The organism is Paenibacillus elgii NBRC 100335 (assembly GCF_004000865.1).
Taxonomy (GTDB): Bacteria; Bacillota; Bacilli; order Paenibacillales; family NBRC-103111; genus Paenibacillus_G; species Paenibacillus_G elgii.
Map to the genome: position 1 here is coordinate 1 of NZ_BIMB01000058.1, position 15048 is coordinate 15048.

A 15048-nucleotide genomic window follows, 5' to 3' on the forward strand; every position below is an offset into this window, starting at 1 on the left:
GCGGCCGTCCCGCCAGCCTCCGGCTCCGCCGCGGCCCAACCGGCGACGGCGGACGGGGCCACCTCGCGCTGCACATCCTTGTCGCTGCGGTCCTGCAGCACGACGCGCAGCGGCCATGCGCCGCCGGATTCCGCCGGCTCTTCGAGCTTGAGGCACGTGCGGAACGGCGTGCCGTCGGACTGCCAGCCGATGGAGATGAGCCAGTCCTCCTCGTCCATCCACAGTTCGGCCGCCTGCTCGCCCCCGCGTCCCAGCAGCGGAAACGAGCGCTCCAACTGCTCCAGGCTCTGGCGCATGACGCCGTCTTCCTGAATCCACGCCGGGATGAGCAGATCCAGCCAATGCTGAGCAACCGGCGAGGCGGACCAGGCCGCTGCCGCTTCGGGCAGCTGCAGCTTCCAGCCGAGCTCTCCGGCCTTCCACTTGGCGAAATCCGGCATGAAGCGGCCATGCGTCAGCGCTTCTTTGACATGGGGCGCAAGCTGCGTCAGCTCCTTCAGTTCGCGAGCGAAAGCGAGCCGTTGATGCCGGACGACGCCCGGCGCGGCAAAATAGTCAAGCGCTTCCAGCACAGGCAGCAGCAATCCTTCGACGTTCTGCGACTCGACGACTTCGATGAACGTTCCGTAGAAGGAAGGCTCGTGCCAAGCAAACAGCCAGTCCCGCAAATCATAAGCGTCGCAGACGCCGCCGTTATAGCGGGCGCCCCACAGGAAGAAGCCGCCCTGCGGCGCCCAGCGCACATGGACGTGGGTGAGGCCCGTATCGGTCATGGAATCCATTTTCCTTTCCTCAGCTCTTCCTGCAGCGCGCGCAGGCGCGAATATTTCATCGCCAGCCGGTAAATGAAATCTTCCCAGTCGTTCGACCGGTTCAGCTTTTTGTACAGGGTGTGCAGCTTTTTCAGCAAGCGCACGGCGTTTTTGTAGGCCGTCCGGTTTTTCTCCGCGATGCAACGCTCTACCGCCTGATGAAACAGAGGCAGCATCAGCGACGGGTCGTGCTTTTCGACCGTTTGCAAATCCAGGGAGTACAAGTCCAGCGGCGAGACGCGGTTCGAGAGCTGCAAGTCGATCCAAGCCTTGTAGCGCTCCGCCTTCATCAAATAAGCCGTATAGAAATGGTACGTCCGCGGCAGAAGCGCAATCATGACCGACACCCATTCGCCGTCGTCGGTCTGCCGCTGCACCGCCTCCATCCAATATTGGCAAAACTGCCGCAGCTCCTCCTGCTGGGCCCGCTGCACGACCGGCAGCAGCCAGCGTAACCACGCCAGCATCCGGCCCCACGCTTCTTCCTCGTAGCAGCGGTGCAAGTAGAGGAAGTAGTCCCGCGCTTCCCGCTTGGACAGCGCTTCGAGCTTCTGCCGCGCCGCGTCGTCGTCGCCTTCGATCACGTCAAAATGCGCCTCCGCCAGCAGCAGCGCATCCCGCCGTCTCGGCATCAGATCGGGCGATTCCAGCATGAGCCGCAGCCGGGCGCGTTCCTCCGCCATCCATGCGGGATAGCTTGTCATCCGCCACCAGACGCTGCGGTATACGGTAGACCATGACAAAGGCGATTCCTTCCCTGACAGTGCCGCTTCCGCCAGCAAACCGAGCGTCTCCTTCCAGGGAGCCGAAGCTTTTTCCGCTAGCAGGGCAACATCGAGCCGGGGCACAAGCCGCAGCAGCTCCTCCAGACATTGACGGGCGACCGTCCGGCAGCCCGTTTCGATATAATAAGAAAGGTAGGACGTTTTCGTCTCCTGATAAAATTGTTCGATTTTCCGCATCACGAAGAACAGCACATGAAGCGAGTACAGCCCCCGCAGCGGCTGCTCCCAGCCTTCACCGTAGGGCAGCAGCTTTTCCTTGACCGCGCTGTAGAACAGCTCGATCGACTGCTGCTGGTTAAGGGAAAAGCCGTAAAACTGCTGGTCAAAAAACTTCTGCCACTGGGCCGGCATGTGATCCGGGGCCGGAGGTTCGAACCGGTCCTGCCGCTTCTCCGCGGCCTTGGAGACCGCCGTCTGCTTGGCCTGCTGCCGCGAACGCACGGCGATCGCCTGCTTGAGCTGCTGAAGCAGCAGCTCCGGCCGGCCGAACGGCGCGTACAGAGCGAAAGCGACTGCCGCCATATGCTTGCAGTTGTCCCCGTCCGGGCAGCTGCACTCGCTTTTGCCAAGGTGGTCCAGATCGAGAATCACTTCGTAGCGCTTCGTACCACGCACCAAAGCATGCACTTCCACGCCTTGCTTCAGCTCCAGCTCCGCCACTTGTCCCTTGTGGTAATAAGCCCATCCGCGCTCAAGCCTGGCCGGGTCGAAAGTGTCGCGCAGATGCCCGATCAGTTCATTTATTCGATTTTTCGGAATCTGCAGCTTCAGCATGTTTCGCCCACCGCCCTTTTTGTCTATCCTTATAGTGTACCAGATTTTGCATCGAAATGCGTGCCGGATCAAGGCCGAAATACGACTTTTTTTCCTCGTATACGGCTGTATTGCTGCGGTTGCGGGCAGTCCGGTTTCCGAGTACAATGGGTCACAAGGATTGCCAAACATGATTGCAGTTGCCGTCCGCCCGGCCGCGAGTCGCCGTCTCTTCGGAAAGCATGAATATACGGACAAGGGCGAATCAGATACGCGGAAACGTTGGTGGCAACGGGAAAGGCGGAGAACGATGGGCATTAAATTCGGCAGGGAATACCGCGACATTATCGACGATTTCACGAATGCGCTGCAGGAAATCGAAGGGTGCCATGAATTTTTGGAAATGTCAGTCGAGGACTGGGGAGAATTGAACGAAGGCGAGCGGAAGGAGTGCATCAAGACGCTGGCCGACGATTTGTTCTACGGGCTCGGGACGGAAGCGCAGATGAATGTCGGCGATTGTACCGTCACGCACGACCCGAAGCGGCATGTCATCCGCATCGATCAAGGGGAAGCGCTAACAAGGGTCATACACTTGGTATAAGGGGGGCGGCAGGCATGGGGAACAAGCTGACGGCGGAAGAAGTGAAGGCGCGGCTGTCCGGTCTTGAGGGCTGGACGGTGGAAGAGGGGAAGTGGCTGGTGAAAAAATACCGCTTCCCCGCCTTTGCAGGCAGTATCGCGTTTGTGAACCGGATCGCCGACATCGCGGAGGCCATGAACCATCACCCGATGATCGCCATTGATTATCGGATGGTGACGCTCCGCCTGACGTCGTGGAATGCGGGCGGATTGACGGAGCTCGACTTCGCGAGCGTCGCCCGGTATGACGAGGCTTATGCCGGAAACGCAGACCAGCACATGCCGCAGCGCTTGCTTTAGCCCCCCGCCTCTGTCATAGCTGCAAGCACACGTGCGCGTACTTCGGCTGGCAGCGGCTGCTGTAAGGCGGCCTCCAGCCGGTCCCGCCGAATGCCTTGCCGCTTCAGGTGGCCTTCGATGAGATCGGCTTTGCCGCCTCGTCCGGGCATGAGCAGGTACAGCACGAACCAATCTTCCAGCGGTGTCAGCGGGATGGAGACGCCCTCCAGCGGCTCGACCTGCGTGTTTGTGTCCGCGTGCCAGTCCAACCGGTATACGCTTTCCGCATGACGGATACTGAGCAAGCCCATGACATCGACTTCCGTACCGAGTATGGTGTAATGGGCGAAATATTTGGTGCAGAACGGTTCCTTCGGCTGCAGCGCCTCGTACGTTCCAAGCTGGCTTAACAGCTCGTGCGCCCGCAGCGCATCGTGCTCCGCCACGAGCAGATCGATGTCGTTGGGACGGTCGACGAGCCCGTGGAACCAGAGCATGGACGAACCTCCAAGCCCCCAGTCGACGGCATTGCTGTTCAAAATTTCCGCGATCCGGAGCAGCGCTTCTTTTTTCATTCGATGCTCTCCGATCTTAGCTTGATGGATTCAAAAATTCGCGAATTAGCTTCATATGATGCCGGTCATGCCAGACGAAATCCGGGATGTACTTCGAGATGACGAACGGCTTGCCGTCCAAGTCCGGAAACGAACGGCGGAATTCCGTCTCGGGCAACCCTTCCAGCGTATCTGTGATCCGACTGCGCCATAATACGAGCTCCTCCACAAGCTTCTCGCCGGATTGAGCCCGCCCATACTGCGCCGCCCTTGCATTAAATGCATCAAAATCCAGATGCTTCAGCATCAGTGGCTTGCCTTCCGCGATTTTGCCGACCGCCGCTTCGTAGAAATACTGGTCCCACAGCAGCAGATGCCCGACTACTTCCTTCAGCGTCCACTTGCCTGGTGCCATAGGCTTGTCCCACGTCCGCTCGTCCACGCTGCGGATTTCTTCCGCAAAAGCGAGCAGCCCGCGAAAATCGGCAAGCAGCTCGGCCTTCGATCGTACGTCATTTCCCATTGTCTTATCCTCCTTCGTTAATCGTGCCTGTCCATACCATGCAGTGAAACTCGCCGGACCCTTCCGGCGTCGGGCGTTCATACGTATCCGTGATGACAAAACCGGCCCGCTCGTAGGTCCGGATGGCCCGTTGATTCCAAGTCAGCACTTCCAGATCGATTTCGTTGCCCGGTGCGCTGCGCTTGGCCTCGCTGACGATGGCGCGAACAAACGCCGTGCCGCTGCCCTTGCCGCACAAGTCCGGCCGCAGTCCGAGTCCGAGGCGTGTGACGCCGACCATGGGGAAAAACTGCGCAAAGCCGCACAGCTCCCCGGATTCGTCAAGCACGGCACGGAACTGAGCCTCGCGGATGCGTGGATCGCCGAATTCTTCACCGCACGCTACCATCAGCTCCCACGGGTCCCAATGGTATAAATCGTAGGGAGGCGGGTACTTCCACGTACAGATGTCGCTTCCGTGCTCTTCCCGCATCGGAACGAGACGGAAGCTTTTCGTTTTAATTGGCATGGTTCCTCCTGCTTTTTGCGCCGGCGTTTGCGCTTTCGCCGGGCATTTTTCCGTTGTATACTGATAACTATACCGTATTTCATCCCATCTAAGGAAGTGATTGGTTTGAAGCATATTGTAAGTCAACCGTGGCTCTTCGAACATGGTACGGACGATCATATCGTCATCGCAGATTGCCGGTTCACGCTGGGGAAGTCGGAATCGGGGAAGCAAGGCTATGACATCGATCACATTCCCGGCGCGGTGTATTTTGACCTGGAGCAAGACTTGTCGGGCCCGATCACGGAGCATGGCGGCCGCCATCCGCTCCCTGACATGCAGGATCTTGCGGCGAAGCTGGGGCAAGCGGGCATTCATGCCGGTTCCACCGTCGTCGCTTACGACGACCAAGGCGGTGCGATGGCCTCGCGCTTGTGGTGGCTACTTACCTACCTTGGTCATGAGAAGGTATATCTTTTGGACGGAGGCTACAGCAAGTGGAAGGAAGCGGGCTATCCCGTCACCGACGAGCCGCCGCTGCTGCGCGAGGCCGTGTTTACGCCCCGCGTACGTGAAGACTTGGCTGTCAGCGTCGAGCAGGTCAAGGAACGGCTGGGCAAGCCCGGCGTGACGTTGATCGATTCCCGGGAAGCGAAGCGCTATCTCGGCATCGAGGAGCCAATCGACAAGGTAGCCGGACATATTCCCGGCGCGAAGTCGTATTTTTGGAAGGACGCCTTGGATGAGACCGGCGCTTGGAAGAGCGAAGCGGCGCTGGCCGAGCGTTTCGAAGGGCTTCGTCAGGCGGAGGAGATCATCGTCTACTGCGGCTCCGGCGTGACGGCCTGCCCGAATGTGATCGCGCTGAGCGAAGCGGGGCTGAACAATGTGAAGCTGTACCCCGGAAGCTGGAGCGATTGGATTTCGTATGAGGGGAATCCGATTGCGACTGGAGAAGAGTAAGGGCTGAAAGGCCGCGTCGGACGCGGGTTGGAGGGCTGCGACAGGTTGCCGTGAGGCGGACTGTTGCGGCCCTCTTTGGGCTTGTTTGCAAACAGCTTGCAAACAAGAAGCCGGAGAAAGCAGTTGCAGCAGGCCCAGAGCCAGCCACAGTTCAACAATTGAGACAGGTTACTGTCGAAAAGCTCGTCCAGTATATCCATCCACAAACGTGCGCGGTGACTTTGGCTTGGGAGCAAGAGTCCGACCGTCATGCTAGGGTAGCTCTTCTTGATTTTATATTTCACTAGTGTTATATTACACATATGGAATATAAAAAGGAGATAAACAATGAATCGTCTTTCCAACGTGGAATTTATGTTGCTGCAAATTATTGCGGAATCCAAACAAGCGTCGGGGTATCAAATCAATAAGTTGATAGAGCTTAGAGGCTACAGGGAATGGGCGAATATAGGTACGACTTCTATTTACGCCGGATTGCAGAAACTGAAAGACAAACGACTGATCCGATCCGAAGATTCCGTCCATAAGTCTGGCAAAGGACCTTTGCCGTCTACGTATGTCATGATGGAAGCCGGTATAGAAACATTAAGGAATGAAATCATCGTAAGCCTAACTTCTGCGCGGGAACGGGATAACCGTTTCGATCTCGGACTCGCGGCTCTCCCTTTTATAGGGGAAGATGAAGCCGTGGAAGCTTTGCGGAAACGGCAGAACTTTCTAGAGGAGACATTGAGGAACTTAGGTCAGAAATATGAATCGCAAGGCGGCTATCGATTGCCATTGCACGTTAGGGCTCTTTTCCTTCACCCGATGAGTCTCATCGAGACTGAAAAGACATTTGTCGCAAATCTGATCAGTGAACTAACAGGGGAACTGGAGGGACATGCCCATGTTGATTGAAGGTTTTGCTCTTTTTCAGGGAGAACACTGCGAGACGACAGCGATGGGCAATCTCCTTCAACATAAGGGTGTTCGATTATCGGAGCCGATGTTATTCGGTATTGGGCAAGGTTTGGGATTCATTTATTGGGATTCGAAGGGAATGGACTTTCCTTTTATCGGGGGTAGAGTAAAGCCTGATGAACTGTCTGCTTGCATAGCATCCCGGCTCAATTTGAATATCAGGGTGCAAGAAACCTCGTCTGTTACAAAAGCATGGCAGAACGTGCAAAGCTGCATAGACCGTGGAATTCCTGTGGGACTTAAATTAGATTCGTATTATTTAGATTACTTTACGAACAAAGTACACTTTGCAGCCCACTATGCGGTGATATATGGCATGGATGACGAATATGCCTATATGGCAGACACAAGCCAACAAGGCGGACTCGTGACAACGCGATTGTCGAATTTGACTATGGCAAGAAACGCAAAGGGGCCCATGAGCTCCAGGAATCGCTCCTTTACGATCGAGCAAACGGATACCCTTCCGCCGCTTGCACCCGCCATACGATCATCCCTTATCAACAATGCTCATGACTATTTGAATCCGCCTATCCGCAATATGGGCAATAAAGGAATCAAAAAAATGAGCGGTGAAATCCTGAATTGGCCTTCTAGAAGCAAGGATTTAGAGAAAGATCTGTGTTTGACCGCTTTATTGATGGAAAGAGCGGGGACCGGCGGCGCCTTATTTCGAAACCTGTATAGAGATTTTCTTAAAGAATGCGTGGATTTGTTCTGTGATTCTAAATTAGAGCAGGCATACTTTCTGTTTACGGAAATCGCGCCGATGTGGAACGGTGTCTCGGCATCGATTGATAAAGCGGGAAGAACCGGAAATCAACAGGAGCTAAGACTTGCATCCGAGCTTCTAGCCGACATTGCGGAGAAAGAACGATTAGCCATGGAGTTTGTATTGACAATTTAACTTTATAATTGGTTTCACAACTTAACTCATTTTGAATCGACATTAGGGTAGACGCAAACAACCGCCAACCGCGTCGGACGCGGGTCGGAGGGCTGTGACAGGTTATGAGTAAGTGACCTGTTGCAGCCCTCTTTGGCGTTCTCGTTCAACATACGCTCTTGAACGTTGCTTCCATCCTCCCACAAACAGGCTTGCCTCGCCTTTTATTTGGGGGCAAGAGTGACTCTGAGGCGGGAAGATGGCTCGGGTCAATTCCCGCGGAATCGTTCGATGACAATCGCTTTCGCCCCGTCGATTTTAAAGCATACGAGCTTCCCTTCGACGCAACCTTACAAGAGTGTAAGGCAATGTCATCTAGATCAATGGTATCAACCTAATTGCTCCTGTATACTAATCCTATCCATCGATGGGATTAGTTTTTAGGGGGAGTTGGCGTGAGGCTTTTTGAAATGCTGCTACTCTTTTCAAGTGCTTGTTTGTTGGCGCTCCTGTTCACTTTCAATCAACGTATCCGAAGATCAGCTTTGCTCCTGACAAGCGGAGCCGGCTCCATTTTTTTAGTGATACATTTTTTTGTCGAAGGATACAGGGTTCAGCTTTTGTTTTTATACGGATTTACGATCCTGATGCTTATGCTTTCGCTTATAGACGTTTTCATAACGCCGAAAACCGTTCGGACCGCCTCGCGAATCCGTAGGGTGCTGGGCCGCCTTTTTATCATGATTGGGTTAATCGTAACGGCGTGCTTCCTCTATGTGTTTCCCGTATTCGACCTACCGGCGCCAACCGGCGAGTTGAAGGTAGGCACGCAAGTCTTTCATTTCGTCGATCCAAACCGGGAGGAGACATTTGGAAAACCCGCGACAGGCAAGAGGGAATTGATGGTTCAGGTATGGTTTCCGGCTCAAGCTGGCACCGGCAAGTACGCTCCCTTTATCCCCGATACCCGGATTTTACGTTATATGGCGGCGAACTATGGCCTTCCCGGGTTTACTTTTCAACACCTGAAGTACGTATCCAGTCATGCTTATTCGGGGGCCGAAGTCTCTTCGGCACAGACTTCATACCCGCTGATCCTTGCGAATCCCGGCTTCGGTTCCTCCAGGTTCCTCCACACGTCGCAAGCCGAAAATCTCGCGAGTCACGGATATATCGTGGCAGTGATCGACCATACCTACAATACATTTGCAACCGAGTTTCCGGACGGTCAAATCACGACCAGCACAACCAACGACTTATTCTCGCCCGATCATGATTACCGGACGGAAAGCGGAAATCGTGACAAGTTGGGAAAAGTTTTAACCGGCGATGTGGCGTTTGCGCTGGACCAATTCGAGCTCATCCAATCGGGGCAGATTCCAAGCCATCTAAAAGGGAGGATTGATCTCGGTCATGTCGGGGTGTTCGGTCATTCCATCGGCGGAGCGACGGCCTATGACGCTTCTTACGATCCGCGAATCGCGGTTGGAATAGACTTAGATGGAGGGCTTTATCGATTGCGTGACAGAGAGGGTCTGCGAAAGCCGTTTTTGTTCATCAACTCGGAAAGCGAATTCGAAAGGTTAAAAATGGTGATGGATAACCGGGTCTATACGGATGCAGAGCTTAACCGTATGGGCAACACAAGAGAGTGGATGGATCAAGTAACGGAAGACAAAAAGTTAGAGCTTGAACGGATGCGCGAAACGGTTGCCGCAGGGGGACAATTCCTCTATATCGACAATACGGAGCATTTGAATTTTACCGATGTACAGTTCATTTCTCCGATTTTCAAAATGCTGGGCATTACAGGAAAGATTGCGCCCGAAAGAGCGAACTCCGTTATCAATGCCTATATGCTGGATTTCTTCGATATGTATCTGAAAAATCAAGGCGGAATCTTAATGAAAGGACCGGATAGCCGCTTTCCGGAGGTGAAGTTCGTAACCTCGCAATTATAATTACGGAACAGGCTACCGATACTGCGGTAGCCTGTTCTCTATGAGCTATCGTACCCGTTTCCTTAAGCGTGGCTGCCCAATATGCCAGCAACCTTCGTATGTTGAGCTCTCAACACATAGTTGGGGGCTGCGACAGACCAGCATGGGCTGACTGTTGCGGCCCTTTTCTTTTTTCCCCAAGCTAATCAGTCCTGCTTCAGCTTGTCCATCTCTTCCAAAGTCATCGCGTTGCACCGCTTGAAAAAATCAAGGATCACGCGCAGCTCCTGTTCGCTATAACCCATCAAAATGTTGTGCGTTGCCCGAAAGACCGAGTCGAATAGCGGGGGGATCGTTTCGGATTCCCGCCCGGTAGGCTTGACGACGACGCGTCTGCGGTCGTTCGGGTCCTTGTCCCGTGTTACATATCCCGCCTGTTCCAGCCGGTCGATCACGTTCGTGACCGCCCCGGTGGTTAAACCGGTTAACTCGGCCAATCGTCCGGCGGTTACCGGTCCGGCGCTGTTCAGGAAGTCGAGGCATTTGTGATCCGTGGCGTTCAGTCCGAGCTTTTCGGAAATGAGCTGGTGGAGCATGACGGCCCGCGCGCTGTTCTGACGCAGTTCGAGGAGCAGTTCCTGCTGCAAGGGAGTAAGCTGTGGGACAGCATGATTGCGTTGATCGCTTGACATAAAGAGACCTCCGGTATAAGATAAAAATATATCTTAATTAATTAAGATATATAATTTATTAAGAAGATTCATGCATTAAGTATTTATCTGGTCAACAGTATATCACAATCGGAAGGCGCAGCCAAAAATCCAATGATCGAGAGGACGGAATCGGAAATGGAATACCAGCAAAAAGATATTCAAGCGATGCAGGAATTATTTACGGCGTTAAGCGATGCCTGGAATCGGGGCGACGGAGCCGCTTTTGGCGAATGCTTCGCGGACGACGCGGATTACGTGACGTTTATGGGGCAGCATTTAAAAGGGAAGAAGCAGATTGCGGAGGTCCACCAGTGGCTATTTCACGGTCCGCTCAAAGGCTCGACCTTGGAATCCAGTGCCACCTCCGAGTTACGGCCGCGGTTCGTGACCCCGGAAGTAGCCGTTGTCCATAGGATTGGAGAGGCGAAATTGGCTGATCCGGCGCAGGGCCCTTCGGACCGGGGATCCATCAATACGAACGTGGTAATCAAACAAAACGGAGAGTGGAAAATTACAGCGTTCCACAATTGCCGTATTCAACAAATTCCGGGAGGCAGGGGCTAATTGTTACAAAGTAAGGTCGACACTTTATACGAACCGGCGGTGAGGGTGCAGCGGGCTGCTTTCGGGCAGCTTGGCGCAGCCTCTTTTTGGCTTCTTTTCGTTATTATAGAACTTGCGATGCTTTTGTAACCTTGGAGCCCTTCTTCGGCACCTTATACTGGAGCGGCAATGAAAGGGGGCGAAACTTATATGCTGCACTTGGTTGAACGAGCAAAACAGGGAGACCAGGAAGCTTTTGACCTTATCGTCCGGCGTTTCGAAGCGATGGCCTATGCGGTTGCGTTCGAAAGGCTGCATGACTCCCACTCGGCGGAGGATGCCGTGCAGGAGGCGTTTGCGGAAGCTTTTATCCATTTGCGCAGGCTGAAGGAAGCGGAAGCTTTTCCCGGATGGTTCAAAACGATCGTGATTCGTCAATGTCACCGTCTTGTGCGGAGGAAGCGTCATCCAACGGTACCGCTTGATCAACTGGCACAAACGAGCGGGGGACAGCCAAGCGTACCGGAGATTGTCGAAAAAAGAGAATTGCAGCAGCTGCTTCATCATTCCATATCGGCTTTATCGTCCAACTTGCGCATCGCGGTCCAACTGTTTTATTTTCAGGGCTACTCTCTGCAAGAGATTTCTGTGTATTTAGGAACGTCAGTTCCGGTGTTGAAAAAGCGGCTGTTCGACGCCCGTGCGAAGCTGAAAGGAACGCTCCCCGTAGCCGATTTCGTCTCCGTATTTCATCAATTGTACGAAGGAGGAAAGCGAATGCTTCACATTGTCAATGGCGATGTCGTTGCGGAAAAGCTGCGGCAGGGCGTCGTCCAAGGCGACATTCTTGTCTGGAGAGAGGTGTATCCCGAAGGACCCGTATTTACCGAGCCGGCCGAAGAGGCCAATCGATCGGTTCGGGCGGGCTATTTGGAGCGGACGCTGGGAATTCCGAGTGCGGAATTTATACGTATAAGCGAAGCGCAGGAGAAGGTGCGCGCAAACTTTCGCAACTACGAGGAAATCGTGCTGTGGTTCGAGCATGATTTGTTCGATCAGACGATGCTGTGCTGCTTGCTTCATTGGTTTGCGCAGCAGTCGTTAGGCACAACGAAGCTTAGCTTGCTGTCTATTGGGGCCTTCCCGGGAATCGAGCTTTTTCGGGGGTTGGGGCAGCTGTCCGTGAACCAAATGGCGACCTTGTCGGGCACTTGGCAAACGGTTGGCAAGGAACAGCTCGAACTTGGCGCCCTCGTCTGGGAGGCTTACTGCGCCTCGGACCCGGACAAGTTGGTTCAACTGCTTGAAGCGGGGGATATCTCCGCACTGCCCTATGTGAACGACGCCTTTCGGCTTCACTTATCACGGTTTCCCTCCATCCGGAACGGACTTGGCCTTGTCGAACAAATCACTTTGGAGATGGTCCGCGGCGGGATGACTTCTCCGCTGGACTTGTTCGGGCATATAGGACATAAGCTTCATGGGCTGGGCATGGGAGATCTTCAATATTGGCATCGCTTGGCTAAACTTGCGCAAGGTCCGTACCCATTGCTGAAGCTCGAAGGCTTCAATGCTTTTCCCGGCTATAAGGACCCGGCGCAGTCATTTCGTCATAGCACAGTTGCATTAACGGAAGCAGGCAGAAGGGTGCTCGACGGAGAGGCGGATTGGATTGTTTTAAACGGCATCGACGAATGGTACGGCGGCGTACATCTACAGGGCTGGTCGACCCCTTGGCGCTGGGATGCGTCTCACAACACACTCGTTCCATGGGAGGCCGCTGAAGGGGAGTAGGGTATATATACTCTAAATCTCCGATGGTATTGACGAAATACCACAATCAACCTATAATACCCAAAATACCCAATTTATAAATTTGGTTTGAAAAAAGTCGGAACGCACTCGACAATCAAAGGAGAGTATACTATGGCCGCGGTTAAAACCTTCAAAGCGACAGCACATTTGCAAGAGGGCGTGAAAGTGAAGGCTAGTTCCAGACAGTTCGAGCTGACTATCGACGAGCCAAAAAGCTTGGGCGGAACGGATACCGGGATGAATCCGGTGGAAGCGCTGCTGGCTTCGTTAGGTGCCTGCCAATCGATCGTAGCACGAGTCTACGCGCCCAAGTTTGGGGTCAAACTCGATGATTTCCAAGTAGATGTGGAGGGCGATCTGGATCTCGACGGATTTTTCAACCGGTCGGAGGTTCGTCCGGGCTACTCCGAAATCCGTTATACGTTTCGAATTAAAACCGATTCGCCGAAGGACAAGGTGGAGGAATTTATCCGGTTCATCGAGAGCAAATGCCCGGTAGGAGATACGATCGCCAACCCGGTCAGTCTCAAATTAAACAGCATCGTTATCGAGAGCTAAGCGGAACAGGAACGCGGATTGTTAGAGCTACAGCAGACTACCATCGGGCAGCTGCCGCAGCTCTTTTTGCGCTTTATTCCCGCATCTTTTCGGCCCCGGGGCGCTCAATCCGCAGATTACGAACTAACCTCCAACTGCGGACTGCCTTCCGAAGCGAACCGCAGGGCGCGGCTGATCAACACCGGAAGCACCGAGACATGCCCCTCGCCCTCGAACTCGTGGAACCTCACGCGCACACCAAGGCTTGCGAGGACGGACAACCGTTCCGCAAGCTCCTTCGCATTATCGTTCATATGGCTGTGATGATCTTTCTCGCGTTCCCCCACCGCAAGCAGCACGCCGACACTGCAATGCTCTTTCTCCAAGCGGGAGGCGAATTGCCGTTCTTCTTCCAGCAGAATTCTTTTGCCCCAATGAATGGAAGGACTTCCGGCGACATAAGTATGGAATGTCCCCGGCCTTGTAAAAAGCGCATGCAGCACGAAGAGGCCGCCAAGCGAGTGGCCGAAAATCGTTTGCCTGCCACGGTCGATGCTGAACTCGCGTTCGATCTCGGGCTTCAGGTCCTCTTCAATGAAATTCAGGAAAGCATCCGCTCCACCCAGCTCGGGCCACTCCGTTCCGCGCGGGCTTTGAGGCAGTTCCGCTGAGGGTACGGGCATCGTGAAATCGTAATAGCGGGCGTTCGAAAATGGCCCTTCCGTATCGTAACCGATGCCGACGATTACGGCCGGAACGACTCCGGTCTTCTCCGGCCGTCTCGACTGCAAGCGTATCGCCTCGGCCATCGTACCGAACACGGAATTCGCATCAAGCAAATAGATGACCGGATATCCCGAAGGAGGCGGCTCAACGTCCGGCTTGGCGACGAAAATGCGATACTCGCGATTTTCGGCCCGCGAATGCATGATGCGCTGTTCTGTTCGAGGAAGGGTCACTAAGCCCTCGGCAGCAGTCTGTCCCTCCGTTGTGGATGATTCCCTTGTTTGGTCGACCACCGTGTTCCTTCCTCCCTGACTTTTTCATTTTTGATCCAATCAAATTCCTGCAAAGGACGATCATGCCCCAAATTATAAAGCACGCCTCCTCTACAGAGCCATGGACGATATCCGGAAATCCCTTGGGCCTTTTTCGGAAAAAGCTGCTGCCGAACTCTCTCTCGGTTGATCGGCGCCTGCGCTTATGAGCTCTAGGGGCGCGGTCTGAACATACAGTAGATGGTAACGGTGCCCAATTTCCTCTTCTCTACGAGCCGATATCCGAACCGTTCATACAGGAGAACGTTATCCTCGTTTTCCGTGTCCAATCCGATGCCTGCAGATGTCGGGTCCGCATCTGCAAGCGCATGAATTTCGTTCAGCAGCAGCTTACCCAGCCCTGTCCCTTGATGCTCGGGGTCTACACCCACAAATACCAAATAATGATGAGGAACGGAGGGACGGACGGATGTCGTGAGCCGCATATACTCATTGATTAAAGCAAACGAGCGCGGCGGCACTTGACAGAGCAACCCGATTGCCCGGCAGAGGAATCGCGCTTTTGCAAGGAATCCCGCATCCTTATAGCTTATCGGAAGCTCCACGCATGCGGCGCCCCGCAGCGTACCTTGTTCTTGAACACCGATCAGCATTTCCTGCAGCAGCAGGCTCTTATGAAATAAAAAACTAAAAAAATGCCCGATATGAATGGATCGCTTTGCCCCCGGGAACAGATGGCGGAACATCGGATCATCGGAGAAGGCTTTCGGCAAAATGTCCCTAGCTTGAGCGGCGTGTGCAGTTCCCAAACGGATAATTTCCCGGCCGCAGGTTGAATGGTCCCGGTCCGTCATC

At 54.2% G+C, this 15048-nt stretch carries 16 protein-coding genes and 1 pseudogene; 9 read left to right on the forward strand and 8 right to left on the reverse strand.

Annotated elements, in window-relative coordinates; all coding sequences use genetic code 11:
- Both PEL01S_RS28925 and PEL01S_RS28930 read right to left on the reverse strand, forming a co-directional pair.
- Window positions 1-773: pseudogene (locus PEL01S_RS28925) on the reverse strand (DEAD/DEAH box helicase); the annotation flags it as partial.
- A complete protein-coding gene (locus tag PEL01S_RS28930; RefSeq protein WP_127462703.1) occupies window positions 770-2371 on the reverse strand; it encodes an SWIM zinc finger family protein in 1602 nt (533 codons plus the stop codon). The gene PEL01S_RS28930 and the pseudogene PEL01S_RS28925, both read right to left, overlap by 4 nt.
- A 289-nt stretch (window positions 2372-2660) precedes the next feature.
- Here PEL01S_RS28930 and PEL01S_RS28935 point away from each other — a divergent pair, with 289 nt between their 5' ends.
- Window positions 2661-2954: a hypothetical protein gene (locus PEL01S_RS28935; RefSeq protein ID WP_063181186.1), complete on the forward strand. Its 294-nt coding sequence runs from the start codon at window positions 2661-2663 to the stop codon at window positions 2952-2954.
- 14 nt (window positions 2955-2968) lie between these two features.
- On the forward strand, window positions 2969-3292 hold the full coding sequence (locus PEL01S_RS28940) for a 4a-hydroxytetrahydrobiopterin dehydratase (RefSeq protein WP_127462704.1): 324 nt from the start codon (window positions 2969-2971) through the stop codon (window positions 3290-3292).
- Here the strand turns inward: PEL01S_RS28940 and PEL01S_RS28945 are convergent.
- From PEL01S_RS28945 to PEL01S_RS28955, 3 genes are read right to left on the reverse strand one after another with little or no spacing between them, the layout of a single operon-like run.
- Entirely contained in the window at window positions 3289-3846 is a 558-nt protein-coding gene (locus tag PEL01S_RS28945; protein WP_127462705.1) for a nucleotidyltransferase family protein, read from the reverse strand. The two genes, PEL01S_RS28940 and PEL01S_RS28945, sit on opposite strands and share 4 nt — an antisense overlap.
- 16 nt (window positions 3847-3862) lie before the next feature.
- Window positions 3863-4348 carry a DinB family protein gene (locus tag PEL01S_RS28950; protein WP_163768707.1) on the reverse strand — a complete coding sequence of 162 codons (486 nt, stop codon included), beginning with the start codon at window positions 4346-4348 and terminating at the stop codon, window positions 3863-3865.
- 4 nt (window positions 4349-4352) lie between these two features.
- Window positions 4353-4856 (reverse strand): GNAT family N-acetyltransferase, encoded by a 504-nt coding sequence (locus tag PEL01S_RS28955; RefSeq protein WP_127462707.1) that lies wholly within the window; start codon window positions 4854-4856, stop codon window positions 4353-4355.
- Between the two features lie 105 nt (window positions 4857-4961).
- On the opposite strand from PEL01S_RS28955, the gene PEL01S_RS28960 reads away from it, so the two are divergent.
- The 4 genes from PEL01S_RS28960 to PEL01S_RS28975 all read left to right on the forward strand — a co-directional run bounded on the left by PEL01S_RS28960 (window position 4962) and on the right by PEL01S_RS28975 (window position 9608).
- The gene (locus PEL01S_RS28960) at window positions 4962-5798 is read left to right on the forward strand and encodes a sulfurtransferase (RefSeq protein WP_127462708.1); all 837 of its coding nucleotides are present in this window, start codon (window positions 4962-4964) and stop codon (window positions 5796-5798) included.
- A gap of 327 nt (window positions 5799-6125) precedes the next feature.
- Complete coding sequence (locus PEL01S_RS28965) at window positions 6126-6698, forward strand: helix-turn-helix transcriptional regulator (protein ID WP_127462709.1); 573 nt, start codon at window positions 6126-6128, stop codon at window positions 6696-6698.
- Window positions 6682-7668, forward strand: a complete 987-nt coding sequence (locus PEL01S_RS28970; RefSeq protein WP_127462710.1) for a BtrH N-terminal domain-containing protein — start codon at window positions 6682-6684, stop codon at window positions 7666-7668. The genes PEL01S_RS28965 and PEL01S_RS28970 overlap by 17 nt, the downstream gene beginning before the upstream one ends.
- Window positions 7669-8102: 434 nt before the next feature.
- Window positions 8103-9608, forward strand: coding sequence for an alpha/beta hydrolase family protein (locus PEL01S_RS28975; protein ID WP_127462711.1), 1506 nt, complete (start codon window positions 8103-8105; stop codon window positions 9606-9608).
- A gap of 185 nt (window positions 9609-9793) precedes the next feature.
- On the opposite strand, the gene PEL01S_RS28980 is transcribed toward PEL01S_RS28975, so the two are convergent.
- Window positions 9794-10279, reverse strand: a complete 486-nt coding sequence (locus tag PEL01S_RS28980) for a MarR family transcriptional regulator (RefSeq protein WP_127462712.1) — start codon at window positions 10277-10279, stop codon at window positions 9794-9796.
- Between the two features lie 156 nt (window positions 10280-10435).
- Here PEL01S_RS28980 and PEL01S_RS28985 point away from each other — a divergent pair, with 156 nt between their 5' ends.
- The 3 genes from PEL01S_RS28985 (at window position 10436) to PEL01S_RS28995 (ending at window position 13216) form a co-directional block, all read left to right on the forward strand.
- A complete protein-coding gene (locus tag PEL01S_RS28985; RefSeq protein WP_127462713.1) occupies window positions 10436-10864 on the forward strand; it encodes an SgcJ/EcaC family oxidoreductase in 429 nt (142 codons plus the stop codon).
- Window positions 10865-11053: 189 nt separating this feature from the next.
- On the forward strand, window positions 11054-12637 hold the full coding sequence (locus PEL01S_RS28990; RefSeq protein WP_127462714.1) for a sigma-70 family RNA polymerase sigma factor: 1584 nt from the start codon (window positions 11054-11056) through the stop codon (window positions 12635-12637).
- 132 nt (window positions 12638-12769) lie between these two features.
- The gene (locus PEL01S_RS28995; protein ID WP_108533155.1) at window positions 12770-13216 is read left to right on the forward strand and encodes an OsmC family protein; all 447 of its coding nucleotides are present in this window, start codon (window positions 12770-12772) and stop codon (window positions 13214-13216) included.
- Window positions 13217-13332: 116 nt separating this feature from the next.
- Here PEL01S_RS28995 and PEL01S_RS29000 read toward each other — a convergent pair whose 3' ends face one another.
- On the reverse strand, window positions 13333-14214 hold the full coding sequence (locus PEL01S_RS29000; RefSeq protein ID WP_371860733.1) for an alpha/beta hydrolase: 882 nt from the start codon (window positions 14212-14214) through the stop codon (window positions 13333-13335).
- Window positions 14215-14405: 191 nt separating this feature from the next.
- Window positions 14406-15047 (reverse strand): GNAT family N-acetyltransferase, encoded by a 642-nt coding sequence (locus PEL01S_RS29005; RefSeq protein WP_127462715.1) that lies wholly within the window; start codon window positions 15045-15047, stop codon window positions 14406-14408.
- Between the last annotated feature and the right edge of the window lies 1 nt (window position 15048).

What these genes read in the sequence shown, in the direction of transcription:
- PEL01S_RS28950 (WP_163768707.1), bottom strand. Translation starts at nt 4,348, where the DNA reads ATGGGAAATGACGTACGATCGAAGGCCGAGCTGCTTGCCGATTTTCGC.
- PEL01S_RS28980 (WP_127462712.1), bottom strand. Translation starts at nt 10,279, where the DNA reads ATGTCAAGCGATCAACGCAATCATGCTGTCCCACAGCTTACTCCCTTG.
- PEL01S_RS28990 (WP_127462714.1), top strand. Translation starts at nt 11,054, where the DNA reads ATGCTGCACTTGGTTGAACGAGCAAAACAGGGAGACCAGGAAGCTTTT.
- PEL01S_RS28945 (WP_127462705.1), bottom strand. Translation starts at nt 3,846, where the DNA reads ATGAAAAAAGAAGCGCTGCTCCGGATCGCGGAAATTTTGAACAGCAAT.
- PEL01S_RS28940 (WP_127462704.1), top strand. Translation starts at nt 2,969, where the DNA reads ATGGGGAACAAGCTGACGGCGGAAGAAGTGAAGGCGCGGCTGTCCGGT.
- PEL01S_RS29005 (WP_127462715.1), bottom strand. Translation starts at nt 15,047, where the DNA reads ATGACGGACCGGGACCATTCAACCTGCGGCCGGGAAATTATCCGTTTG.
- PEL01S_RS28995 (WP_108533155.1), top strand. Translation starts at nt 12,770, where the DNA reads ATGGCCGCGGTTAAAACCTTCAAAGCGACAGCACATTTGCAAGAGGGC.
- PEL01S_RS28930 (WP_127462703.1), bottom strand. Translation starts at nt 2,371, where the DNA reads ATGCTGAAGCTGCAGATTCCGAAAAATCGAATAAATGAACTGATCGGG.
- PEL01S_RS28970 (WP_127462710.1), top strand. Translation starts at nt 6,682, where the DNA reads ATGCCCATGTTGATTGAAGGTTTTGCTCTTTTTCAGGGAGAACACTGC.
- PEL01S_RS28965 (WP_127462709.1), top strand. Translation starts at nt 6,126, where the DNA reads ATGAATCGTCTTTCCAACGTGGAATTTATGTTGCTGCAAATTATTGCG.
- PEL01S_RS28955 (WP_127462707.1), bottom strand. Translation starts at nt 4,856, where the DNA reads ATGCCAATTAAAACGAAAAGCTTCCGTCTCGTTCCGATGCGGGAAGAG.
- PEL01S_RS28985 (WP_127462713.1), top strand. Translation starts at nt 10,436, where the DNA reads ATGGAATACCAGCAAAAAGATATTCAAGCGATGCAGGAATTATTTACG.
- PEL01S_RS28935 (WP_063181186.1), top strand. Translation starts at nt 2,661, where the DNA reads ATGGGCATTAAATTCGGCAGGGAATACCGCGACATTATCGACGATTTC.